Source organism: Candidatus Anstonellales archaeon (assembly GCA_038869735.1).
GTDB lineage: Archaea > Micrarchaeota > Micrarchaeia > Anstonellales > CG1-02-47-40 > JAWCQO01.
The window spans coordinates 31,844-55,981 of sequence record JAWCQO010000005.1 but is presented as its reverse complement, the minus strand read 5'-3'; the positions used below and the strand labels follow the sequence as shown (position 1 = coordinate 55,981).

Genomic DNA, 24,138 nt, shown 5'->3' with positions numbered 1-24,138 from the left:
TCCAGATTCAATAAAAGAAACATTTTATAACTTATAGTCGTATTACCTTCGCTTATGCAAAAAATCAGAGTTGCATCGCGAGTAGCACATATCACTTATGAAATTCGGGATATCGTCCAAAAAGCAAAGGAAGTTGAAAAAAAAGGAAAGAAAATGATTTGGCTCAATATAGGCGACCCGAATCTGTTTGGTTTTTGCCCCTCTCAGCACATAACCGACGCAGTCATCGAAGCGTTACACCAACCAAAATACTCTGGTTATTGCCCTTCGGAAGGAGATCCTGAACTTCGCCAAACAATAGCTAAAAGGGAAGGTGTGAACCCACAAGCAGTTTTTATAACAAACGGACTCTCCGAAGGAATAGACTTCCTTTTCCAGTCACTCTTAAACCCAGGAGACAATATACTACTTCCATCTCCAGGCTATCCGCTGTATAATACAAAATCACGGGTTTTGGGAGGAACCGACAACTTCTATCCATGCGATGAAAACTATCTTCCAATTCCAGATGAGATCAGAAAAAGAGTAAATAAGAGAACCCGTGCAATTGTAGTCATAAATCCCAACAACCCTACAGGCACAGTCTACCCTCATTCACTACTAAAAGAAATAGTTAACATCGCAGGTGAAAACTCACTCCCAATCATTGCAGATGAAATATACGACCAGCTAATACTCAACGAGCAACCCATGATTAATCTACGCTCCATTTCACATGACGTTCCTCTGATTTCTGGAAACGGTCTATCAAAGAACTTTATCTATCCCGGTGCACGAGTTGGATATCTTGCATTTCATGGTGAAGGTACAGAAGACCTCCAGACTGCAATAATGAAGCTATGCAACCAGCGTTTATCTGTCAATTGGGAGATGCAGCGTGGGGCATTAGCTGCCTTTACCCTACCTCCAACCCATCTTGCAGATGTCAAAAAACAACTTCTTTTAAGAAGAGACGCACTCATCCGCTCAATATCAAAAATACCAGCCCTTCAGTGTCCTACTCCAAACGCAGCGTTTTATGCATTCATCAAAGTAAAAACAAAAAAATTCAAAAACGACAAAAAGTTTGTGTATTCGCTTCTAGAAGAAACAGGAGTTGTAGCTATCCCAGGTAGCGGTTTCTCCCCAATTTTGAACGGTCTCTACTTCAGAATAACCTTTCTCCCTCCTCCCGATATAATAGAAGAAGCAGTATCCAAAATTGGACAGTTTATAGAAAAGTACGCCTAAAAAATCCAATCTATCAACAAACAATCAACCAAACAACAAACAATCAACCAAACCAAAAGCAGAATTCTAAAACCCTCATGTCCTATCTTGCAATTATCTTTATGATGTCGCCATCCTTTAAGATGTACTCCTTCCCGACCTTCTTTTTTGTCCTTGCATCAATTGCACCAAGAAATCCGCTCTGTAATTCAGTATGTATCTTTCCAGCAAACTCAAGCGCGGTTGTGCCGTCTTTTACAAGATATGCGTCAGGAAGCACACTTCCAGCAGAATCCGAAAATCTGTTTTCATCCTCAACAGGATAAACAACCAATAATCTTAGTACCTGTCTTGCAACATAATCTATAATATTTTGTACACCTGTGCCGTTCTCTCTAACCATAGCTTCAATTTTTTCAAGAGTCTCCCTCTGCTTCCCAGTTGCCCCCTTTAGTATTTCGAACCCCAACATTCCAGGCACATAGCTTACCACCCCTGCCCTTTCTCCTTTTCTTAGTGCAAGCTCAACAGCCGAAGAACAAGGGAATACTCCCCTAACTCCACGCAGACCGTTAAGTTCCGAAGCCAACTTTTTGGCGTTTTCACGTGCCTCTGGAATATCACATTTATTGGCAGCCACCACAATAGGCTTACTCTCTACCCTGACTTCTTGTGCAAACTTTAATATCTCCTCATCGCCCCACGCAATTCTTTCAGCATCTAAACCTAACCGCTCAACGATTCCCTTAATCTCTCTTTCGCCGACCCCAAATCCACTTAGTGCAGAGCAAACAAATTTTATGTCTCTTCCCTTTATTTTGTCCCAGTTTCTTTTTATTATGCCAGCAACCCAAGCATCAATTTCCCTTAAGAGGAACAAGACTTCTTCTGCGGGGTTTGACCATTCAACAGGTTTTCCTTCTAAATCTGTCTTTCCAGTTGCATCAACAACTTGAATCAGAGCGTCAGCCTGCCTCAAATCGTCTAAAAATTTATTCCCCATCCCGCGCCCGGAATGTGCACCAGGCACGAGCCCAGCAACGTCAACCATACTAATAGGCACAAGCCGGGTACCACCTCTGCAAACACTGTTTCTTGCGTTGCAGGTTACTCCCAAACCTACACAGGCACATCTAACACCCACATACGCAACCCCTCGATTTGGCTCAATGGTAGTGAATGGGTAATCTGCAATTTTTGCATCAACAAGAGTAGCTGCTGAGAAAAAAGTGGTTTTTCCTTTATTTGGAGCTCCAACAACACCAACAAGCATACTAGATATACCCACATCTACTACTCCTACTAATACTTAATCTCTTGTTTCCGGCCATTTATCCATTTAGATACATACATCAGCACTTATAATTCTTCTGCAGAAGCTTCATTCACCAATACGCCGCCAATCAAAACAACAACCACTCAAATTCTAACAATCAACGTTTAAACTCACTAATAACCAATGCTATCAAAATCCAAATCCAAGGCGGATGTACTCAACTCCAACAGCTGAGACTATTATCCCTATAAGCCTGGAAGATATCTCTAATCCCCTCACGCCTACTAACTGCGCTATCGGGTTAGCCGCCATTAAGACGACATAAACGACAATGCATGCAGCAATCCCCCCCATAAGCGTTACTAAAACACCATGACTTGCTGAAAATAAAAGTGCAGTTGTCATAGTTCCAGGACCACATATAAGAGGGACGCCTATAAGCAATACCTCACTCGTAATCTCCTTCTTTCTTCTTGAATTATCCTCAAAATGGAGGCCAAAGACGAACACAATCCCAATCAACAAAAGCAAGAGCCCTCCAGCTATTTGAAAACTCTCAACCCTCACAGCCAAAATCCGAAGCATCTCAGGCCCAATAAGTGTAAACGTTACTAGAACTATGCCTGCAGTAATGGTTGCAACACCCGCAAGACGCACTCTCTCTTTCACACCCGCATTCTTAGTAACAGCTAAGAATGGGAGAACAGATGAAAAGGGATCCATAATAATGAAAAATATTATAGCTACATCCGCAATTTCCGACAGAAACATAATAAGGCTTACCCACAATATCCATAAAAATATATCCATACATTAAACTGTCCGGGGCTTTTTTTGATAGGCACACGGTCCATAGCACTAATCTGTATCGCTGGTTCGGCAATTTCCCTCCTTCTATCTATCTCTGTCGGCTCAGCTTTCTTTGCGTTTCTCTGCGCCTTCTTATTGTCAATTTCCTTTTTTCTTTGGAAGTATGGCTATGCAATAATGCCGTCCATATTCCTTGGATTAGGGCTAAAGGAGAGAATAGGCGAATTTCAGATACCGCCGAGTCAAGACGTTCTTGTCAAGAAAACACAAAACGGCTATCTTGCAACAACATTTCTTTCAATTAATCTTGAGCCAGTACAACCAACAGCCCAACCCAACAGCTCAAGCTTTGCAAAAGCAATATCTTCAATACGTTCACCCTGCAAACTTTCCGTACTTCTCTATAATCCAGACCTCTCATCAGTTTTAGATGAGCTAAAGGCACGGAGAAGTCTGGCTGAGAATAAGAAGTCACAACTGCTTCTTGATCAACACAAAAATGCCGCCCAAATAGCGGTTCTCGAGCGCGAGATTTCGATGTGGACCTCACAAATAAACAAACTTGCAAATGGAGAGAAGCCAATCCAATCGTTAGCGTTTGTCTCAACAACAGCATATGGTGATAGCTTCGAAGAAGCTCAAACCAAATCACGTTCACAAGCAAACGAAATAAAAGCAATATTCGCAAACGCGCTCTCTGCGCGGGTTTCAATTTTACGCGGAGAAGAAATGAAAAAGTGCTTTGAATGGGAGTACGCAATCCCAGAAACAGCTACCGAAATAAAAGAGGAAACATCCTGAGTTGCTTAATATGGGTAATATCAATTTAGAGAGGTTTTTTACCTCTGATTTTGATAGTAGACAGATCTTTTTTTCAGAAGAGGAACCTCCCATTACCTTCCTTTCAAACAACCCTTCAAATTCAATTTACGTTGGCAGAACCTCTATTTTTTCAACCCCATTTTTCTGGAATCCGGCACTCCTTGCAAATCCACACATAGTAATCTTAGGTATATCCGGAAGCGGGAAGAGCTACCTTATAAAGACATTCCTGGTAAGGGCAAGTCTCGTTTGGGGCGCAAACGCACTAATTCTTGATTGGTCAGGAGAATATGTGCCATGGGTACGGGAAGTTGGTGGAAAAATAATAAGCTTTAAGGAAGGGCATAGCCTCAACCTTCTTGACTGCATAGGAGAAAAGGAGGAACGAATAACCCAGATAATAGATGCGCTTGAAATACTCACAGACATTTCCAACTATCCATCACAAAAAAGAATAACTGAGAAAGCTTTTCGCCAGGCATATAAATGTTCAAAAAACAGAGTCCCTACAATTGCAGATGTTTTTGACCATCTTCACTTTTTTTTGAAGAAAGCAAAAAGTGAACAGAAAAAGGACGATATTGAAGAATGCATATACCGACTTGAGAAACTATGTTCCCCAAACCAGAACTTCTTTTTTGGAAAATCTACAACTAGCATTTTACAGCTTGCTTCTTCAGGCTTAGTATGCGTAGACCTCCATAGCTTACCCTCAGAGCAATCAAGAAGCCTAGCCGGCCTCACTATCCTCCAATTCATAATTGAATTAATGCGCAGCCAACCAACTCAAGAAGATAAAATAAGGCTGTTTGTTGTGCTTGACGAAGCATGGAAAATAGCTCAAGATGAAAAGAGCGATGCCGTTTCTCTGATAAGAGAAGGAAGAAAGTACGGCTTCTCTCTCATAGTGGCATCGCAAAATCCAACCGATATAAGCAAAACAATCCTCTCAAATGCAGGAACAATTTTCATCTTTCGTCTTCTTCTTCATGAATACAAAGACTACGTCCGCTCCTCCTTAGCTTATTCTGATGAAATAGCCAAACAGATATCAACCTTCAACGTTGGGTCAGCCGCAGTTCATCTAATACGGAAAGAAAAAACAACGAGCTCGACAACGTTTATAATAAAAAAAATTGATGGTGAAGAGCCTTTCGTGCTCCTATCTCTGCGGGGTGATGGAATGAAATTCGAATTTGAAAAAGAAGAGCTGAGGCGAAAGCTACACTTATTCGGCCTTCAAGACGAACAGGTTTCAGAGATCCTTTTAAGGTTTTCACTGTCTGGCAACACTATTCCTGCACAGGAACTCGTCTCCTTACTCGAAAAATATGGTTTTGCAAGAACACGGATTCTATCACTCTTCAGAGAACTCGGAGCGCCAGAGGCATCACTTTTAAGCCTCTTTTCTACCCTTCAGCGTTCTCGTCTCGGAGCCGATGCTGATAAACTCGCAACACTAACTTTGGATGGTGATTAGATTGAAATTACAAACAGAAAAAATTAGCCTCAAATGCAAGCGCACAAAAAACGCAGACGAACTAATTAAGAACCTCTCCTCCATCGGCTTTCGCCCATTAAAGAGTTCAGATACTATTAGTATAACCCATGTAGAATCACAAGACTTCATTGGCAATCCACGCGCTTTTTGGACTCTTTCTTTAATGCCCACTGGATTTGAACTTGAATTTACAACTGAATCAGAGAGACACCTCACGCGTCGCCTCTCAATGCTACTTAATTTATTTGACATACTCGCCATCTGCAACTGCTATAATATACCTCTTTCACAAGCCCATTCCATCCTCAGAGGTCCAATAGACCATCTTCTTAAGCTTACAAACACCCAGCAGGAAATCCTCTCCAACCAATGTGAAAAATTGACAGCAGAATGCAGACGCCTATCTAAAGAGTACAAGACAATGTCGCAATTATTGGAAAAGGAAAGCTCAATCAGAATGGAACTTGAAAAAACAAATTCAATACTAAAAAAACGTCTTGATTCAATTGATGGAATATCCGACACTGAGCTTGAATGTATGGTTTTTGATTGGATAAAGATACATGGTGGTAGAATACGTATAAGTTCCTTTTCGAAGGCACACGGCGTCTCCGAAGTCCGCGTTGAACAAGCACTTGATAGGCTCCTAAAAGGCGGTTATATTGCAAAAGCAGAAAATCCCTGAACTCTATTTCAGAACCTTAAAATCAAAGCAGAAGGACCTTTCTTTTATTGTTATAAAGGAGCGCCTCAACCTTCTATCCAAAATAAAAAAAGTATTACTTGATTTACTCCACATTTAAAATTCTTCTCTTAAAATAGAATATGATACGATGGCGCAGATAACTACCTCACTTAGAGATATCCAAAACCAGACAGGACTTTCCGAAGAAGATATACTACAAACTCTTCCGCTTCTAGGAGTACCAACAAACAGAGCAGACAAGGACGAGCTTCATCTTGAAATAACTCCAAACAGACCAGATATGCTTTCTTCAGAAGGAATATCACGGGCGTTAAATCTATACTTTGGAAAACCACCAAACACATATGTTGCAGAAGAAGGGCTTGCCGGCGAGCTCATAATAGACACTTCTGTGCGGCGGGTGCGTCCATTTATTGCAATGGCCAGAGTGGATGGCGTTAGTCTTGACGACTATTCAATAAAATCAATAATCCAAATACAGGAGAAGCTCCACGAGACACTTGGACGAAAAAGAAAAAAAGTTGCAATTGGAATACACAATGCAGACGCCGTCAAACCACCCTATAAGTATTTTGCATGCAGCCCAGAAGCCGTTTCATTTGTGCCACTTGACATGCACTCCCCAATGACTCCAAAACAAATTCTTCATGAACATCCAAAAGGAATCGAATACCGCCATCTTGTAGGAAGAAAATGTCCTCTAATTACTGACGCAGACGAAAACGTCCTATCCTTTCCACCAATAATAAACGGAGAGCTTACGCGTGTTAGTGAAAACACAAAAAATTTACTGATAGACGTAACAGGCACCTCAAAAGATGCAGTGCATGCAACCCTCAACATATTGGTCTGCATGTTAGCTGACCGTGGCGGCAAGATTAAAAAAATAAAATGTGGAAAAGAACTAACTCCTAACTTAACCCCACACATAAAGAAATTTTCAATAAAAAGATGCGAGCGCCTTTTAGGAATAAAGTTTACAGAGTCGCAAATTAAAGACTATCTACTCAAAATGGGCTATTCTCTGGCCGGCCCTTCAGCGGTTCTTGTCCCACCTTATCGCGCAGACATAATGCACGAAGTGGACATATACGAAGATATAGCAATAGCTCACGGATACGACAACTTCACTCCAACACTTCCCCAGCTATCGACAACCGGAAGCTCAAAAGATGAGCATCCAGCAAACGCTATTCTCGTGGGAGCAGGTTTTCTTGAAATAAAAAGCTGGCTCTTAACCTCTCCCCACGAGTTGTCACTTTGTGGAATAGATGCTAGAGGCGTAAAAATAAAGAATCCTCTAACAGAAGATTTCACGACTTTTCGCCCATCACTAATCCCAGGATTACTCCGCGTCTTCTCAGAGAGCAAAAACGAGCGATTGCCTCAAAAAATATACGAGATTGGTACCGTATCAGTTCCAGAAGAAAAAGAGAAACTATGCGTTGCAATTTTGTCTCACAACGCATCGTTCTCAAAGATAAAGTCTGTGCTTGAGCTACTGATGCGCGAGAGCAACAAAACCTACACCCTAAAGAAAGAAGAAGGAGTTGCCGGCACAACATTTATTGAGGGCCGCTGTGCCACAATTAATTTATTAGGAAAATCTGTCGGCAGGATTGGCGAGATTCATCCACAGGTCTTGGAAAATCTTTCAATTGAACACCCAGTAGCCCTCTTTGAGATTGATGCTGACTTTTGAGTTTTCAATCGTGACTTAGACAAACAACGTTAAACAAACATCGGAAGCCCAAACAACATTCCAAACAATTCTTAACAATTCTTAACAATTTGCCCCACCATCAAAGCAAGCTCTTATTTGTTCATATATCTTACGCGTGAGCTGTATTCCCTATAAAGCATCTCGACTTCTCGTTCCCAATCACCCCTCCCACCTCGATGCCCATGAGAAAGGAGTGCACCTGAAAACGTTTGCGGTATGTGCATAAGCTCATGTATCAATACCTTTGTCTTATCCTCATCACTCAGTCCATCAAACCTCTCACTCAAGACCTCAATAACATAAAATGTGCCTATGTCAAGCGCTTTCTGCCAAATCTTGGGCATGCTCCATATTCTTGCATAGGCTCTTGAACTTGAACCCCGGCTCCGCATACAGATTATCCTAAACTGGTTTATCCCCTTTGGCCGTAGTGCATCAATAATTTTTTCGATTCTCTGCTGTACGTCAAGAGCCTTTTCGACTTCCATAATCCCAATCTATAAAATCTTCATTGAACCATATTAATATCTGTATGGGACTTACAGACAAATTGAGGGAACTTGAAGAAGAACTCAGACGCACTCAGAAAAACAAAGCAACAGAATATCACATCGGTATATTGAAAGCTAAAATTGCGAATATCAAACGACAACTTGCATCGCCAAAAAAATCTGCTAAAAGCGATACAGGGTTTGCTGTAAGAAAATCCGGCGACGCAACGGTGGCGATAATAGGCTTGCCATCAGTAGGAAAATCAAGCCTTCTAAATGCTCTTACTAACGCATCAAGTAAGACGGCGCCACATTACTTTACTACAACCTCCTGCATCCCAGGAACGATGGAATATGCGGGTTCTAAAATACAGTTACTGGACCTTCCAGGCATCTTAGAGGGTGCTCATGAAGGACGAGGCAGAGGCAGAGAGGTTATTGGAGTGGCAAGGAGTGCCGACCTGATCCTCATCCTTCTTGATATATTTAAACCGAACCCCGAGCCAATCAAAAATGAGCTTGAAGCAATGGGCATTCGACTTGACAAGTCACCACCTAAGATATCAATAATAAAAAGAACATCTGGAGGCTTAGAAATAAGCTCAACGCTTAGGCTTACAAAGCTCTCTCCAAAGACAATAATAGGAATCCTAAACGAATACAAAATACATAACGCCCATATAACGTTTAGGGAAGACGCAGACGAAGATTCTCTTATCGACATCTGCGTAGGAAATAGGTGCTACATCCCAAGCTTAATAGCAATAAATAAAGTTGATCTGGCGCCGCCAGACTATCTCTCAAGCCTCCAATTTGACTTTATCCCAATATCAGTTGAAAAGAACATCAACATAGACCTCTTAAAGCGTGAGATATACAAAAAACTCAATCTAATCCGAGTATATACCAGGCCAAGAGGCAGCAAGGCAGACATCCAATATCCCCTCATGCTACCGTCAGGTTCAACAGTAGCGGATGTATGTAAAAGGATACAGGAAAGTCGGTTAGAAGACCTCCAGTTTGCAAGAATTTGGGGCCCATCCGCTCGCTTTGAAGGTCAAATGGTTGGGCCCTCACACACACTGCAAGATGGAGACATCTTAACTCTCTACTTCAAAAAACCTCAAACCAGCCAATGAGCAACCAACAAACTCAAATCCAACAAACACATCATGATCTTTCCATTTCAATTCTATATCGTTCGTAACGCAAGAGTTTTTCTGCATCAATGGGAATCCTACATAACTTATTTATAAATGCAATAATTTCAATAACGCAGCTTGGAGAAACCCCGGACTGCTTTATTATTTCAGATGGCGTCTTTCCTCTTTTGTACAACTCATAGATCAACATTCCATCAGAACCAAAACACTTCAAAATTTCCGCACCAATTGCTCCATACTTCTCTTTTATTTTTTCTCGCCCAAATCTCAGGATGGCCACAATCTTCTTCTTTTCAAAAAATTCAATGATGTTTAACGCATGCTTTATACTAATACCAGCCTCTGCCGCTATCTCCGGAACAGTTGCCTCTTTTTTTATCATTTTAAACACTATCAGCGCCGCAAGCCCAAACCGCATTATGGCATTAAAAACTACTAAAAAATATAGTGGGTTCCACAAAAATTTAGCATAGGCAATTGCATTTCGACCAAGATTTCTTATGTACTTCACAGAAACTGCAGATGTGTCGGTTTCTCTGTTACGTTCAAGTCTTATTATCCCCTCACGTTCCATCTCAAAAATAATCTTTTTAGTTTCATCTGCTGGGATACCGCTTTTTCTTACTATATCCTCAAATGCAGAATCACCTTCTACGCTATCGTAAATTCTGATGCCTTTTTCTCCCCAAATGCTTTTAATGCGTTTTTTTGTTTCTCTAATTTCCTCTTTTTCGCCTGCATCTACTTCTCTATCACGCCGATACTCTAAAAAAATCCGGTTAAGCTCAATAGGTTTTCCCATATCATCGAGCGCTCTTATTACTCCTCCAACCTGCATGCTTGCTAGAATTGAGCCAAGCTCATTTTGAGTCAGCAAAACTTCGCGTTCGATGTCAACAAACTTACGCTTCCCTTCAATTCGTTTATAAATATCAATCCCAACCTCACCAATCTGTTGTCTTACCCATTCCTCATCTCTCTGCCTTTCTTTGGCAGTTTTGTTTGGCTTTATCACACTTATCTCTTGCAGATCCTGTACCACTCTTGTTTCACCCAACTTCAAATAAACTTCCATCCACATCTATAAAAAGACTTTTTGAATTTTCCCTCCCCTCAGACGCCTCCTTGTTAATCTTTAGAACCTCCCCAACAATTATGGCGCGCTCTCCACATTCAAAGCTTCCAACAGCGCGGCACTCTATATTTGCAAGTGCACCTACAATGTAGGGAGCACTTACATATGCTCCCCTTTCCGTAACAATCCCTGCCTCTAAGACTTTATCCACCACATTTCCAGAAACGCTTCCTGCAAGGCGTACTGCATCTTTAAACCTTGCGTCAACAATTGCAATTACAAATTCCTTTGATCTCTCGATAAGTTCAAGCGTAAATGAGTTTTTTGTAAGAGTAAAAACCACAAAATCCGGTCCGTCGCCAACTGGAAGGATTGCATCTAGACACGAGAGATTGCTTCTTCCGCGATAGGAGGACGTCAAAAGAACAACCTGACGCGGATAGAATAATCCTTCGCCCATACTATTACCTCTGACTCATCACACTCAATCTTTATTAATTCTTCTTACACATCTTCAATTATATGGGAGAACAATTCCAGACAGATTTTGCATCACTCTCCAAAGCGGTAGCACAAATGGAGAAGAAAGCAACAACGCCAAAGAAAACGACAAGCTACGAGCCGATAGTTCCCCTTGCTTTTTTTCAGCCCGAGCCAATTATCTATCAGAATCTGCTAATACGTGTCAATGCTCTTGAATCACTCCTTGGAAAAGCACCAAAAACGCAAGAAGTAAGTCAAAGAATAACCTCCACCAAGCCAATCAAAGAACCTTCACCAAAGAAAATAATACTTGACGAGATATACTTGACTGTTCCGCCAAAACCAATGGAAAAACCAACGCCAAGCATGCAAGCAAACCAAACCGAACAAATCGAATTGACTAATGAAACGGATACCTTCCAACCTCAACAAAAATACCAAAAACAACGCGACGACATGCCTCTCACTCCAGAAGATCTCCTAGGTGATATAGAGCTTGCAAGAAAAGAAATTCATCTTTCAGAAGCCCAAAAGGAGATAGAACGATTAAAAAGAGAAATAAACAAACTGAAAGCGGAACAAGAAGCAAAGCTAAGCGAGGAAATAAAACGCCTAAAGGAGGAGGCAGAAGAAGCAAGAAAAAAAGAAATGGAAGAGGCGCAAAGAAAGCTCTCTACAATTGCAAAATCGCTAGAAGACGAATATGAACGAAAGCTTGCAAAAGAAATAGCGAAGGTAAAAGCGGCCAAAACCGATAGCGATATTTCAGCAACTTATTTATCTAGCTCGCGCACACTTTCAAAAATAGAGAATTATGCTCGTAGATTCGGTTCATCTAAGAAAAGCCTGTTTGAAAGCATTTCCCTTTTAAAAGACCTACTTGCTAAAAAAAGCTCGAGCATTTCCAAACCCAAAATAGAAAAAGGGATTCCCTCTAGATACACTGCGGGTCTAAAAGTATCCAAACAAAAAGAACCTTCTACATACCCCAAAGTTACCAGCTCCCCCTCAAAACAACTAGACGAAATAGATAAACTGCGAGAGGATTTTGAGAAAAAATCAAGAGAAATAATGTCTCTCCTAACTCCAAAAGAGGAAAAAAGTAACAAGAAAAAGTAACATCTAATCGTGCTTCCAAACCCACCATCCAATAGCAGTTCCTAAAAGTACTACATATTCCCAATAAGGCATTTTCTCAATCACTACAGGAACAAGCGCCAGCAAAACCCCCAAAACCCCAGCAACCCTTGACCAGAAATGCATATAGGCGCATACAATAAAGCCCAAAAAAATTAAAACAACTGACACGGCCGAGAGAATTATAACATCTATTTTCCCATAAGCCCAAAGAAAAAAACTCAACGACCCCAAAACAACAAGTACGTAAGAAGAGAGCCTCCCTCTAAATTTTTTTTTGTGCCTCTTGTGCATATCCACCAGCTTAATCCGTTTTCCCATAAGCTTTCAAGCTCCAGAACACATCTCTTATTTCTTCTATATTGAGTGTATAAACCTTTCTGTCTTTGTGGGGCAGCATCTCAAGAACCGATGAGCCAAGAGTTTGAAATGCATGCTTAATTGCATTCTTCACCTTTTGTTTTTTATAAGAAAATATCTTCCTGATGAAATCAGACTCTTCATCTCCAAGCGCCTCTCCTCGTCGCTCCAGCATAACTATTGCTGAATCTACCTTTGGCTTTGGTCTAAACGCTTCGGCAGGAACAATGCGCATTATTCTGCTGTTAAAACAGTGCCCTGCAGTTACCGACAGTCTTCCATATTCCTTTGTTCCTGGCTTTGCCACAAGTCTGAGAGCAAATTCCTTTTGCAAGCATAATACCGCTCTATTAATTTGTTGCCTTGCAAGCAAAAACAGAAGCGGAGAGCTTATACTATACGGTATATTCCCAAACACAACATCAAATCGAGAGAAATCAACCTCAAGCGCATCACAGTTTAAGATTGAAACATTACTCATATTTTTAAACTCACTTTCAAGTACTCGCGCAAGATTCCTATCTTTTTCAATTAGTACAAGCCTGCTTGGGTTTTTCAAAACAAGTTTCTTTGAAAGTCTTCCATCGCCTGCGCCAATTTCAATGACTCTCTTTCCACTTATCTCAACAAGACTAGCTTCAAATTCAAGTATATCCTCATTGCAAAGAAAATTCTGTCCAAGCCGCTTATCTGCCACGTCCTGCTTCCTCCCTACCAAGTGTTCGCTTTCGCGTTTCCCTAATCAAATCCACTCTCTCTTCTTCCAAAACAAGCTTTCTACAAATAAAAACGACACCTAAAAACCCAAATACAACTACAAGTGCAAGCAAAAAAGAAAAAAGAAGAAAAAAATCGGCTTGCCCCTCAAACACCCTCGTTCGCGGCTTCTCGTCAAAGACAAACACATCTCTTTTTTCTTCCCCAACCCAGATCTCCCACCTACCAACCTCACTAGCATTTATTCTCCCCTGCCCATGATATAATTCAAAAAAAATTTCAGCGCCCGTTGGAGTTTGAGCCTTCCCCACCCCATCAAACAACTCGCCTCTTTCCTCATAAACTAAAACATAAATGTCCTTTCCAACAGTGGCATTGGAAACCAAAAGCTCAAGACCATAAAATAACCCAACCAAAACAAAGAAAAAGATAAAAGCGCAAACCGATTTAATCCTCCTTCTGCCTGCCGACATCCTCCCCCCACCTTCTAAACCAAATGATGCCTAAGCCAAATAACGGGCCCGACGGGATTGTCACAGTTATGCTTAGGCAATGTCAAAGTCCTAACATCAGCTGATTCGAACCCGCAACCTCTTGGTTTCTTCCACTTTCAGGCTCAATTGTGACCGAAGCCAAGCGCGCTATCCGTTGCGCTACGGGCCCACCAACACTAAAAAATATCCCCTTTTCTTTTTAATATAATCCTTTCTTTGACGATAGAGGAGGCTTTACAAAAAGATAGTATTTTTCAACGCCCTCTAACTCCCGCGCGATCCTTGTAACAATTATATTTAATGGGTCACTAAGCAAGGTCACTCTGTTTCTTATATCAGCAAAGGTCTCAAATCCCCTCAACTCCCTCTCCTCCAATATCTGCTCCATATGCTTTTTTCCAACCCCCGGAAGAAGCTCAAGTTGGTGCAGTCTTATTGATATAGGACCGCACTTGTTAAAGAACTGTACAAAATCCTTTTCTCTTTCCTGCACAATTTTTTTCAAAACCGGATGCAGCTCTGTCTTTGCAGTATTTGTTAGTTCTCGGACACCAATTCTTCTTTTTATCCTATCAACCTCTACGCGTTTGTCTCGCCCCACATAAACCTTTGATTCAATAGAAACCGCAACTCCCGGCTTCAGAATAACTTCAAGTAAGGTGAAAAACTTTGTTCCAATAACCTGTGCCAACGGTTCGGCTTCTCGAGAAGCAGCCATCCCCTGCGGCATAAAATCAAGAACGTAAGCCCATTCCTCCATTTCTCCCATAAGCAACAACCACAACCAATATAACACTCACTTCCCTTTCTTCTTTTGACTCTTTTTCTTTTTTTCATCTTCTCCCTTTTCAGATTCAGAAATCTTTTGCTCATCTTTTTCTACTTTTCTACTTTTATCTGCAACTTCCAAATACTTTTTTACAATGTTTAATATTTTCTCAACTTCATTTTCGCTTAACTCTACCTTTGCCTTCTGACAAATGAGCCGAATTTGAGACGCATATTCTGGCAATATATCCACTATCTTTATCCTTGCTTCTTCGTTTAGCTTCTCAACTTTCCCTAGTTCTTCCAAAAGACCTTTTGCGTCCTCTAGACTAAGGTGACAAAACTTCTCGCAATAATCATAAGACGCCTTTTGCTCAAATCCGAACTCTCCATCTTTCTTTCTACTATCCAAAATTTCCTTTACTTCTGCAAGGCATAGTGGTGTTTTTGACTTTATGTTTTTTCCTATCACAGAAATACCCCCAACACAAAGTTTAACTAAACTAACTTACCGAGCCTGAAGATGCATAGGTAAGACGACTAATTCTTTTTCTTTTTCTATATCCTTTATTCTAACAACACATCCTTTACCCCTTTTCCCTACAATCATTCCTGCCTTACCATTAAACCGCGGGTTAGGGGCGCCGCCATATCGCGCATTTATTTTTATAACTACCCGGTCTCCAATCCCATATGTCTTGACAACACGGTTTATGCTGAGTCTTTTTGATGACCTTCCAAGGGCACGCGTTTTCCTTCTAAGCAACCCTTTTGACATCTTTGCCATCAAATCACCCACTAAACTCAACACTACCTATAGCTCAAAGGCGTCATGCTATTGATAGCTCCATTATAAATTGATATATATACCTTTTTAAAGCCGTCATCCAAAATATACCTATTTAAAAATGTTTTCAAAGTAGCAGGTGTTGTGTTGAGATGAGTGGAATAAGAATACCAAAACCAAAATTCAAGATAGAAAACATTGTCGCAAGCGCAAACCTCAACATAGAGCTTGACCTCTATTCTATAGCATTTAAAATACCTGGAGTAGAATACGAACCCGAGCAATTCCCAGGCGCAATCCTGAAGCTAAAAGAACCAAAATCCTCTCTCCTTCTTTTTAAAAACGGCAAGATAATCTGCACGGGCTGTCAGTCAGAATCCCAAGTCCAAACAACAGTCAACAGAACAATGAACCTTTTAAAACCATACGCAAAAACAACTCCACAAACACACGCAAAACCAAAATTCAAGATAGAAAATATCGTTGCTTCAGCATCACTTGGCGTTTACCTTGACCTTTATTCAATAGCTGCGGAAGTAGAGGACGTAGAATACGAACCCGAGCAATTCCCAGGCGCAATCCTAAAATTCAAAAATCCAAAATCCTCTCTCCTTCTTTTTAAAAACGGCAAGATAATCTGCACTGGCTGTCAGTCCGAAAATGACGTAAGAAAAACATTGTTACACCTTACCAGAGTATTAAAAAACTATGCCTCAAAGCCACCTTCAAAATAATCAAAAAGCAATAACTTAAATTTCCCCAAAAACCCTGACAATATCATCTATATCGCCTGCCTTTGATATCTTCTCACGCATTTCTCTAGCTCTCTCAAGCCCAAAGCAAAAATCTAGTGCATGCGACCTGACACTTTGCAGGTTCAAAATCCCAAACTTTTGTGAAAGTTCAACATATCTTTTCAAAGCGCTCATCCTCTCATACTTTACCCTTTCAGGATTCTCAATTTCTTTGCTCGTTATTTTGACGGATGAAGCTTTCAGAAATATAAATGGATCATACAACGCACCCCGCGCAACCATTACAGCATCGCATCCAGTCAAGTTGCGCATACGAATTGCATCTTTCCAGCTAATGACTCCCCCATTACCTATAACTTGAATATTCACGCTCTCCTTCACCCTTTTTATAACCTCCCACTGCACCGAATTTCTTTTCTTTCCACCAGCGATAGTCCTTGCATGAACGGTCAGAGCAAAAGCACCACAATCCTCAATTTCCTTTGCAATTTCAATAGTTCTTTCTACCCCTCCGTCTATTCTAATTTTTGCACTGATTGGTATTTTTGAATTTTCAATACATGCGTTAAGTATTCTCTTAATCTCTTCTTTATTTTTAAGAAGGGCAGCTCCAGCACCACACCTCATAACATTTTTTCCAGGACATCCAAAATTTATGTCAAGAATGTCAGGGCAGATTCTCCCGTGCTCTTTCAGCTCATTTATTTTTCTACAAGCCTCTCCCATCCTTTTAGCACCTTCCCCAAATATTTGCACTCCGACCGGACGCTCTGATTCTTCAGTTCTCATCACTCGAAGAGCGTATTCCTCATTTCTCAATATGCCCTCGGCACTTGCAAATTCACAAAATACCAATGAAGCCCCTAATTCTTTGCACAGATGCCTAAACGCAATATCTGTTTTTCCAGCCATAGGGGCAAGAACGAGCCATCCATCAATTAGAATATCTCCAATCCGCATCAGAAAATTTCTCACTTAGAAATCAATTTAAATTAATTATGTCTAGTGTTTATGATGCTTGGCTTTGTGATTTTTGACAAGCGCTCCATATTCGCCATACTATTTTTCACTCTTCTCCTTTCAAGCGGAGTTTTCTTTGCTCAAAGTAGCCCCCCTGCTCACATATGCGGAAACGGAATAGTCGAGCAACCACAAGAGCAATGCGAAATTCACAGCGATTGCCCATTCGGCTTTTACTGTAACCCCGGATGCCAGTGCGTACAGGATAACTCAGTATGCGGCGACGGAAAAATTACGGGACGGGAACAGTGTGACCCGGCTGATTCTAAAATAATCTGCAAAAGCGGACAACTCTGCGATCCTCTAAGTTGCCAGTGCGTATCTTCCCTTCCAGTATGCGGTGATGGATTTTTAGATGCTGGAGAGGAATGCGACAAAGAACAAAACCTCAACTGTGGCGCATACGTCTGCTCGCAATCTTGCACATGCAAAACATCATGCCTAACAAATGCTGATTGTAAAGCAGGATATTCCTGCCTAAATAACCAATGCAGCCCAACAGCCGAACAGATAGCTTTTGGACCACAGTGCGGTGATGGATTTTTAGATGCTGGAGAGGAATGCGACATAAACACAAACAATTGTGCTCCAGGCTACACATGCTCTCAAAATTGCACATGTGAATCAATTAGAGATTTCAATCCCTATACTTTCACATCCAGCTGTGGAAACGGAGTTCTTGACCAAGGCGAAGAGTGCGATTCAGATGCAGACTGCCAAGTCGGTCAGAGATGCTTCTCCTGTTCTTGTGTGTCAGTAAATGAAGTGGCTAGAGCAAACCCACCTTATTGTGGAAACGGAATAATTGACGAAGAAAACGAACAGTGTGAATACACCAACCAATGTGCAGACGCCTTTATTTGTGAAAGTTGCCAGTGCGTTTCAGCCCCGCGCCTATTTGGCAATGCAGTCCAAATCGCTATTTCACCAATAATCCTAATAGGTCTTTTTGCAGCCGTCGTAATTTCAGCCATTGCCTATATGCTTGCAGAATTTACCAACTCAATCCAACTCCACGTTTGGTCAAAATCAGAATTTAGAGAGGTTTTTGCAAGTGCAGCATTAATAATTGCCACCATTATTGCTATAGCTGGAATAGAGACATTTGCAAGTGCGATTACGGGTTCTCCAGATATGACTTCAGCTGCGATTTCTCACATTGATTACTTTATCCAGAATTCGAGAAATTCAATAAACTATCTGGCTGAAGTAAACTTTTACATTTCAAAGATTTCAAGTTTTTCTTATTCATTAAGCACTCCACTTATTCCGTTTTACTCAAATAAATTTATATCCCGTTCTCCATCAGCTGGACTATCTATCCTAACCTCAAGCATCCTCCAAGCTTTGGATAATTTATCAAAAATAATATATGCCTTTTCAATACAAAAAATGCTTCTTTACTTTTTCTCATCAACAATCCCAACACTTCTTCTACCAGCTGCGTTTGCCCTAAGAACATTTCCATTAACAAGAAGGGTAGGTACTACCCTTATTGCTGTGTGTATTGGAGCATATCTTTGGTTTCCTGCCAGTATCGTTTTTGCCTCATGGGCCTATACACAAACAAACTTAGACCTAAACTCAATAAAAAATGCAACTGATTTTGATCCCGGTAGTCCACCAGCACAAAGTTTAGTGTGTTCATCTACATTTGCGCTGTTCGTTTTACCCGGAGAAGACTTCTATGAGTGGCTCATATGTAGTATTCTTCTGTCAAATCCTGCCACTGCAGGCGGCTTCTTTTCATGTGCGAACATAGTAAAGCTAACTTACCTTGCAATTGTGCAGGGATTCCCGCTTCCATTTGGGCCAGCACTCTATAACTATGCAGCAATATCTCAATCAGAGCTCATTTCAGACTATTACTCCCCTCTTGAATCAGTTCTACATCTAATATCTGGCTTTTACACAAATGCGCTAATATCCATCCTCTTAACAGTTTTTATAACGGTCGTAATGACCAAAGGCACATCAGAAGTTCTTGGAGGCGATACCAGAATAATTGGTCTTTATAGGTTGATATAAATGAAAAGCCCCTATAGTTTCATCCTGCTCTTTCTAGTATTTGCTGCTCAATTTCTTATGTCACAAAATTGCATAATCGGTGATGATGACGAGGGTGCAGGCGGTAATGTTGTGTCCGGCATTCCAGAAAAACCAGAGCTCACACTAATTTCAATTCCTTCGTATTCAACAACAGTTAGCATAAGCAATGACTGGAGCGGAGGCTGCCGAGCAGGGAGTTATTTTGCCAGCAGATTATGCCAGCTTGCTCAGGGAGCTCAAAATTCACAAGCAAGATGCAGTATCCTAAACCAAAATAATTGTAATTCTTTGAGTGCCCAATATAGCGATTATAACGCTCCTTATTTTCTTCAAGAGCAACCCGCCGGTTGTCACTGGGATGTAAACTCAAACTCTTGTGTCCCAGATGAAGGGCTTGAAGGCGAAAGTGGACCTCCGTGGAACATTCGATGCAGAGGATACACTTCAGGAATAGATTCAGCCACTGTCGCAAATAGAAATTATTGCAACCAAATATCCGGCCGCTCCTCATGTCAACTTGTCACTGCCGGACAGGGAGACGCAAGTAACTTTATCTATCAATTTAAGTGGGTTGCCTATCTTGGAGACGGACCAGACTTTGAAACTCCATGGATGGAGGGCCAATCAGCAATGTCTTTTAGATGCTCAGACTATCCAGGGTGCTCAGCCTCATCACCAAGAAACGTTCATGTTCGTGTAAGGGCATGCTCTGTTTATGCTTGCACTGATTACTCTCAATCTGACGATGCATACTATGAACCTATCCTCCCACCATCAGTTTCAATTAAACCAAAACGTGCGAATCCCCGAGACGTTTTTAACGGAATCGTCACAATACCTGAAAACATCATTGAGCCCAACACTATAAACTGGCGCTTCGAATTAACGCAACCGGACGGAATGAGTGTAACCATTCATCAAGGAACACAGGCCTACAGAAGAGGAACAACAAATTACTCATATCAAACCTACTACTGCTTCAATCTGGATAACGGTTGCCCTGATCGTTCAACTCTTAGGTTTTATGCAACTCTTTCTTATGGCCAAGGAGAACGCTACACCTCCAATGAAACATTTGACGAAGCTACTATAGATGAATTAGTGCCAGAACATCCCCCTCCAATTCTTTCTGACATTACGCCAAACCCCGCCACAGAGTCACAATCACCATCATTACGGATCACCATTCCGTCTCCAGAAGGTGTTAGCCCCCAAAGTCTTGAGTGGGAGTGGGTAATCCGTTCAGAATCTTCATCCGAAGTGCTGTTAAGTGGCTCTACACAAGTACAGGCAGACCAACAACTAACAAGGTCAATAGTATGCCCACTCTATGAGTCCTGCTCAGAAGGAAAAACACTGGTGTTTAAAGCGTCGATTATCTATTCAGATAGCATAATCTCAGCGCAAGAAAGCAAGGAGGTTTTAATAACTAAACAGCCTCCTCAAATGCTTTGTGGAAACGGAGTTCTTGACCAAGGCGAAGAGTGCGATCCTGGAATAGAAAACAACTGTAGTGAAAAGTTTAGTTGCGACCCCTATTCTTGCAGGTGCATCCAAACATCATTTGAATGTGGAAACGGCAGATGTGAAGGAGCAGAACCTGTCTATTGTCAACAGGACTGCCCTAGCTCAGGCAACATCGCTGCACTGGTGCACTCTGCATTTTTTTTAATCGTCCTGCTCATAGCCCTTGCATTTATGTACTCAAAATATTTCGGAGGCAATGTACATCTTGACATATTGCTAAGAGACGAAGCAGTGCATCTTGGTTGGTCAGCTATTTTTGCCGTTTTGATTCTAGCAACAAACTTTCTTGAAAACTCAAACGCCGTCATAGGCTCATTTTTAAATGTCCCGGAAGGTACAACGATGTACGTTTACTCAACAAAATACCTTGACTCTCTTCAAAGAATCGGAACGGCAGAAGTTCAACGTCTAACTGAAGGTAGTCTTACTAATCAACTCAAAGCAACAAACTATCTCTTTGTTGGCATTCCATTTAAAGGTGGCAAAGGAGAATCAAAAGACGCAATCAGGAGAGCGTATTCACAATCCCAGGAAGTGATGATAGACCTGCTCATACCAATGATAGTCAGCATAAAACTCCAGTTAGAACTATTTAGGCTTCTTTTCATTTCCACCCCTCAAGAAAACCAACCAATAATAGTACTCTTCCTATCCTTTGCAATTTTTCTAAGAGTCCTTCCACCAACCAGGACCGCAGGAAACTATCTTATGGCACTCTGCTTTTCACTTTACTTAATATTTCCAGCAATCTATACCCTCTTCGCAAACACATATCCTCTAACAAGCCAAGTTCTTGATTCATTTTATATTGCTGCAGACCCACACGTTTCCTTTAAAACGCTCGCCTTGCTTCTCCCACAAGCCGTTTTTCTTCCGAATCTCGCGATAATTATAATAATAACCTCAGTGCATGGGTTTGCATCCGCAATCCGTAAGGTTTCTGAAATAGGGATGTAAATGAATACAAAATTAAAAAAGACGCAGATCCTCCTCGTTCTTTTGCTATTCTCTACTTTCTCGTACCCACAGCCACTCCTACAGCTATCCCCCATAGATCTTACATATAATCAATTTCTTGGAAATGGAAATTGGCAATCGGCATCAATAATCGCGCTGGCCATCTCCTTATCCATCGTTTCTATTGCATATATTGTTGGGATAGGGCTAAACATCCCAGAAATAAAAGTCTGGGCAAATACAGAACTCTCACAAGTCTTTGCTTCAGCTCTGATAATAATCTCTCTTATCGCTATTTTCTCGTTCCTTTCTTCGTTTCTACTATCAATAACAGCAGGCCAATTTGCCTGCCAACCCATCCAGAATCAGCCGTATGTAATCTCGCTTGGTTTGTGCTACTTAGATTCGCTTCTTTCAATTACAAACTCAACGCTAAAATCAAATCTCATAGATGCGTTTGAAAATGCAAAAAAATCCTCTGAGCGAGAAGGAGTGTCTACCAACACGTACTACACACTCTGGGCCGCTTATTATTCAGGAAAAAATGCCGGCTATTCCATGTACACAGAAAGATATTCATACAACTTCGATGTTCTCTCAGGGATATACTCTTCGCTTGCCACCCAAAAAAGCTTTCTATCCAATCTGGCTTCAACAAATAACCCGCAGTCAGCATCTCTTTCATCTGTGCTCATTTTTTATGGAGTTATCCTCCGCACATTTTTCTTTTCGCGCAGATTAGGAGGGCTTTTACTTGCAATCGGAATATCCCTGCTTTTAGTCTGGCCAATGCTCTACGTCTTTTCTTGGTTTACTCTAAAAGTTGCAGTGTTTGGAGACCAGATGGTCTCCCCACCTCCAGATTATTGTCCTGGAGAATGCACTTTCAACCCACCGAAAATAAACACTTGCGAAGAGCTTGGAAGTTGCAAGAGACAACTGACAAATCAAATGGTTGTAAATCAAGAAGGTGAGACTATAACTGGCCAAACCGTAATCCTCTCATGTCCCTCCATATGTAGAGAAATTCCCTATCCTATCCAAAATCCTTCTTGCACCAAATCAGATCTCATAGCAGAAGACTCTGAACACGCAGGTCAAATAGTTAAGGACGTTGATGTACGGGCCGTTTGCTCCACTTGCCCGGACGAGTGTAAGGTTGGAGGAAAAAGTAAGCTGAATTCAGACAACCAAGCATATGTCCCTTATCGCGAGAGGACAACATGTTTTTCTGATGACGAAAAACCCGACCCCCCGGAGGAAATCAAACAGTTATTTGGTGAAAATACTTGCTCCAGAGCAAATAGAATAGAAGATTCTCAAGATGGCTGCTATATATCTGGATGTGCAATAATAAATTCAGTCAGTTATATGTCGCCAGAATGCCAAGGCAAGTGCACACTATGCCCAGACTTTTGTCGTGTTTATTACTTCAATCCACTTTATCCGGATGATAAGTCAGATGATGACCCAAACGACCCCGTCGATGGCTATTGGAGAATTCCAAAGCCATCAGACTTTCCAGTGCAGGAAAACGGAGAATCTGTCTGGAAAGCATGCGAGGAATGTACAGAAGAACATTGCCCAATGGGAAGAAGCGAAAACGAACCAAACTGCAGGATAGGGATTCCAGACCCAAAACTACTTGACTGCCTTACCCTTTGCGGAAGCTGCCAGCGCGAATGCCGCATCGCCAACATCCAAGACAATGAGGACGCTGACAACTACTTCCAATTACATTGTAGGACCAACCCTTCCTGTGTTGCCTGTCGAGCTTATTGTGGAATTCAGATCCCCTCTCCCTCTCAAAACTGTGCAAACTTTCCAACTCGTCAAAACTACGGCTCAATACAACCACAACCCGACGGAACATGTTCTGCATGCCCAAAAAGGTGCAGAGTTGCAGACGCTGGAGACATAAACTGTCCCGCAAGTTGCCTTGAACCATATTGCAACAAGGAATGCAAAAGCAATTTCACAACAGACTCACCGCCATCACTTTGCACTTCGTGCCTCAAATGTGATGATGACTGCACCACAATACCCCCAATACGGACAAATTGTGCAGAAGTTTGCAATCTCCCAACCGCCGCTTCACGCGATTTTACCCCTGCAGGCTTTATATCCAGCCAGACAGGAGCAAAAACAACCATGAGTGACACAAAAAATGTAGGTGTGCTTGCAATTCCTGCTTACGTTCTTCCACTCTTTAATATAGTTGTCTTGATAGCATTCATTAGAGTTTTTTCCCAAACATTCGGAGGAGATATAGAACTTCCGGGAATATCAAGATTTTTGTGATGTGGAG

Annotated in this window: 23 protein-coding genes and 1 tRNA gene; 11 read left to right on the top strand and 13 right to left on the bottom strand. The window is 41.4% G+C overall.

The features are described from left to right. Nucleotides 1–54 precede the first annotated feature (54 nt). Nucleotides 55–1,230 (top strand): aminotransferase class I/II-fold pyridoxal phosphate-dependent enzyme, encoded by a 1,176-nt coding sequence (locus QXF67_02945; GenBank protein ID MEM3060465.1) that lies wholly within the window; start codon nt 55–57, stop codon nt 1,228–1,230. A gap of 82 nt (nt 1,231–1,312) precedes the next feature. Here QXF67_02945 and QXF67_02940 read toward each other — a convergent pair whose 3' ends face one another. Then, entirely contained in the window at nt 1,313–2,497 is a 1,185-nt protein-coding gene (locus tag QXF67_02940) for a redox-regulated ATPase YchF (GenBank protein ID MEM3060464.1), read from the bottom strand. A 177-nt stretch (nt 2,498–2,674) separates the two neighbouring features. Then, nucleotides 2,675–3,256 (bottom strand): MarC family protein, encoded by a 582-nt coding sequence (locus QXF67_02935; protein ID MEM3060463.1) that lies wholly within the window; start codon nt 3,254–3,256, stop codon nt 2,675–2,677. A 63-nt stretch (nt 3,257–3,319) separates the two neighbouring features. Between QXF67_02935 and QXF67_02930 the strand changes: the two genes are divergently transcribed. The 4 genes from QXF67_02930 to pheT all read left to right on the top strand — a co-directional run bounded on the left by QXF67_02930 (nt 3,320) and on the right by pheT (nt 8,026). After that, nucleotides 3,320–4,096, top strand: coding sequence for a hypothetical protein (locus tag QXF67_02930; protein MEM3060462.1), 777 nt, complete (start codon nt 3,320–3,322; stop codon nt 4,094–4,096). Nucleotides 4,097–4,106: 10 nt separating this feature from the next. Continuing rightward, on the top strand, nt 4,107–5,597 hold the full coding sequence (locus tag QXF67_02925; protein MEM3060461.1) for an ATP-binding protein: 1,491 nt from the start codon (nt 4,107–4,109) through the stop codon (nt 5,595–5,597). Between the two features lies 1 nt (nt 5,598). Beyond that, nucleotides 5,599–6,303 carry a hypothetical protein gene (locus QXF67_02920; GenBank protein MEM3060460.1) on the top strand — a complete coding sequence of 235 codons (705 nt, stop codon included), beginning with the start codon at nt 5,599–5,601 and terminating at the stop codon, nt 6,301–6,303. Nucleotides 6,304–6,451: 148 nt separating this feature from the next. Continuing rightward, nucleotides 6,452–8,026: a phenylalanine--tRNA ligase subunit beta gene (gene pheT, locus QXF67_02915; GenBank protein MEM3060459.1), complete on the top strand. Its 1,575-nt coding sequence runs from the start codon at nt 6,452–6,454 to the stop codon at nt 8,024–8,026. 113 nt (nt 8,027–8,139) lie between these two features. Here the strand turns inward: pheT and QXF67_02910 are convergent, their stop codons facing one another. Next, nucleotides 8,140–8,535, bottom strand: a complete 396-nt coding sequence (locus QXF67_02910; GenBank protein MEM3060458.1) for a putative metallopeptidase — start codon at nt 8,533–8,535, stop codon at nt 8,140–8,142. A gap of 44 nt (nt 8,536–8,579) precedes the next feature. Between QXF67_02910 and QXF67_02905 the strand changes: the two genes are divergently transcribed. Continuing rightward, a complete protein-coding gene (locus tag QXF67_02905) occupies nt 8,580–9,677 on the top strand; it encodes a GTP-binding protein (GenBank protein ID MEM3060457.1) in 1,098 nt (365 codons plus the stop codon). A gap of 31 nt (nt 9,678–9,708) precedes the next feature. Here QXF67_02905 and QXF67_02900 read toward each other — a convergent pair whose 3' ends face one another. Continuing rightward, a complete protein-coding gene (locus QXF67_02900; protein ID MEM3060456.1) occupies nt 9,709–10,758 on the bottom strand; it encodes a hypothetical protein in 1,050 nt (349 codons plus the stop codon). Then, entirely contained in the window at nt 10,751–11,236 is a 486-nt protein-coding gene (locus QXF67_02895; GenBank protein MEM3060455.1) for a flavin reductase family protein, read from the bottom strand. The genes QXF67_02900 and QXF67_02895 overlap by 8 nt, the downstream gene beginning before the upstream one ends. 62 nt (nt 11,237–11,298) lie before the next feature. Between QXF67_02895 and QXF67_02890 the strand changes: the two genes are divergently transcribed. Next, entirely contained in the window at nt 11,299–12,378 is a 1,080-nt protein-coding gene (locus QXF67_02890; protein MEM3060454.1) for a hypothetical protein, read from the top strand. 3 nt (nt 12,379–12,381) lie between these two features. Here the strand turns inward: QXF67_02890 and QXF67_02885 are convergent, their stop codons facing one another. From QXF67_02885 to QXF67_02855, 7 genes are all read right to left on the bottom strand, one after another. Further along, complete coding sequence (locus tag QXF67_02885) at nt 12,382–12,717, bottom strand: hypothetical protein (GenBank protein MEM3060453.1); 336 nt, start codon at nt 12,715–12,717, stop codon at nt 12,382–12,384. Then, a complete protein-coding gene (rsmA, locus tag QXF67_02880; protein ID MEM3060452.1) occupies nt 12,701–13,453 on the bottom strand; it encodes a 16S rRNA (adenine(1518)-N(6)/adenine(1519)-N(6))-dimethyltransferase RsmA in 753 nt (250 codons plus the stop codon). Before rsmA ends, QXF67_02885 begins: the two co-directional genes overlap by 17 nt. Next, the gene (locus tag QXF67_02875; protein MEM3060451.1) at nt 13,443–13,946 is read right to left on the bottom strand and encodes a hypothetical protein; all 504 of its coding nucleotides are present in this window, start codon (nt 13,944–13,946) and stop codon (nt 13,443–13,445) included. The genes rsmA and QXF67_02875 overlap by 11 nt, the downstream gene beginning before the upstream one ends. A 43-nt stretch (nt 13,947–13,989) precedes the next feature. Next, nucleotides 13,990–14,136 (bottom strand) — tRNA-Arg (locus tag QXF67_02870). Between the two features lie 30 nt (nt 14,137–14,166). Next, the gene (locus tag QXF67_02865) at nt 14,167–14,736 is read right to left on the bottom strand and encodes a DUF655 domain-containing protein (protein ID MEM3060450.1); all 570 of its coding nucleotides are present in this window, start codon (nt 14,734–14,736) and stop codon (nt 14,167–14,169) included. A gap of 27 nt (nt 14,737–14,763) precedes the next feature. Then, nucleotides 14,764–15,207: an RNA polymerase Rpb4 family protein gene (locus QXF67_02860; GenBank protein ID MEM3060449.1), complete on the bottom strand. Its 444-nt coding sequence runs from the start codon at nt 15,205–15,207 to the stop codon at nt 14,764–14,766. Nucleotides 15,208–15,243: 36 nt separating this feature from the next. After that, the gene (locus QXF67_02855; protein ID MEM3060448.1) at nt 15,244–15,522 is read right to left on the bottom strand and encodes a hypothetical protein; all 279 of its coding nucleotides are present in this window, start codon (nt 15,520–15,522) and stop codon (nt 15,244–15,246) included. A 152-nt stretch (nt 15,523–15,674) separates the two neighbouring features. Between QXF67_02855 and QXF67_02850 the strand changes: the two genes are divergently transcribed. Further along, nucleotides 15,675–16,256 carry a TATA-box-binding protein gene (locus QXF67_02850; GenBank protein ID MEM3060447.1) on the top strand — a complete coding sequence of 194 codons (582 nt, stop codon included), beginning with the start codon at nt 15,675–15,677 and terminating at the stop codon, nt 16,254–16,256. A gap of 15 nt (nt 16,257–16,271) precedes the next feature. Here the strand turns inward: QXF67_02850 and QXF67_02845 are convergent, their stop codons facing one another. Further along, the gene (locus QXF67_02845) at nt 16,272–17,237 is read right to left on the bottom strand and encodes a tRNA-dihydrouridine synthase family protein (GenBank protein ID MEM3060446.1); all 966 of its coding nucleotides are present in this window, start codon (nt 17,235–17,237) and stop codon (nt 16,272–16,274) included. 51 nt (nt 17,238–17,288) lie between these two features. Here QXF67_02845 and QXF67_02840 point away from each other — a divergent pair, with 51 nt between their 5' ends. Genes QXF67_02840 through QXF67_02830 form a run of 3 tightly spaced genes read left to right on the top strand, consistent with a single transcriptional unit; the run spans nt 17,289 to nt 24,131 of the window. Next, nucleotides 17,289–19,325, top strand: a complete 2,037-nt coding sequence (locus QXF67_02840; GenBank protein ID MEM3060445.1) for a hypothetical protein — start codon at nt 17,289–17,291, stop codon at nt 19,323–19,325. Then, nucleotides 19,326–21,830: a hypothetical protein gene (locus QXF67_02835; protein ID MEM3060444.1), complete on the top strand. Its 2,505-nt coding sequence runs from the start codon at nt 19,326–19,328 to the stop codon at nt 21,828–21,830. Then, a complete protein-coding gene (locus QXF67_02830; GenBank protein ID MEM3060443.1) occupies nt 21,831–24,131 on the top strand; it encodes a hypothetical protein in 2,301 nt (766 codons plus the stop codon). The last annotated feature ends 7 nt before the right edge of the window (nt 24,132–24,138 follow it).